Origin of the sequence: Proteus sp. fly-1067 (assembly GCF_040139345.1) — a bacterium.
Classification (GTDB): Bacteria; Pseudomonadota; Gammaproteobacteria; order Enterobacterales; family Enterobacteriaceae; genus Proteus; species Proteus vulgaris_B.
The window spans coordinates 1-540 of sequence record NZ_JBEEUL010000240.1 but is presented as its reverse complement, the minus strand read 5'-3'; the positions used below and the strand labels follow the sequence as shown (position 1 = coordinate 540).

General features: G+C 41.3%; 1 protein-coding gene. It reads left to right on the top strand.

All coding sequences use genetic code 11. The features are described from left to right. The coding region (locus ABN217_RS20200) for a glycogen/starch/alpha-glucan phosphorylase (RefSeq protein WP_349459996.1) at positions 1-540 on the top strand (540 nt) is incomplete at both ends.

Below are 540 nucleotides of genomic sequence, written 5' to 3'. Positions count from 1 at the left end.
TTTGAACAATTATTAGAGCAAGAAACAGATCCCGGCCTCGGCAATGGAGGCCTAGGGCGACTTGCTGCGTGTTTTTTAGATTCTCTAGCAACCATGAACCTACCTGGCTGTGGTTATGGTATACGCTACGAATATGGCATGTTCCGACAAACCATACGTAACGGTCAACAAATCGAATGTCCTGATGACTGGCTAGCACATGGTAATCCTTGGGAGTTTCCACGTACAGAAAGCCGTTATCAAATACAATTTGAAGGTCATGTTATTGAAGAGGATGGGTGCCAGCAATGGATAAAAACTAACGATATTATTGCTGTCGCTTACGATCAAATTATTCCTGGCTATAAAACCGAAGCAACAAACACATTACGATTGTGGAGTGCTAAAGCCAGTGACGAATTTGATCTACAAATTTTCAATGATGGGGAGTATTACTCCGCCGTTAAGAAAAAAAATGAGTCTGAAAACGTCTCACGAGTTCTGTACCCTAATGACTCAACCTATTCAGGAAAAGAATTACGCCTCAAACAAGAATATTTC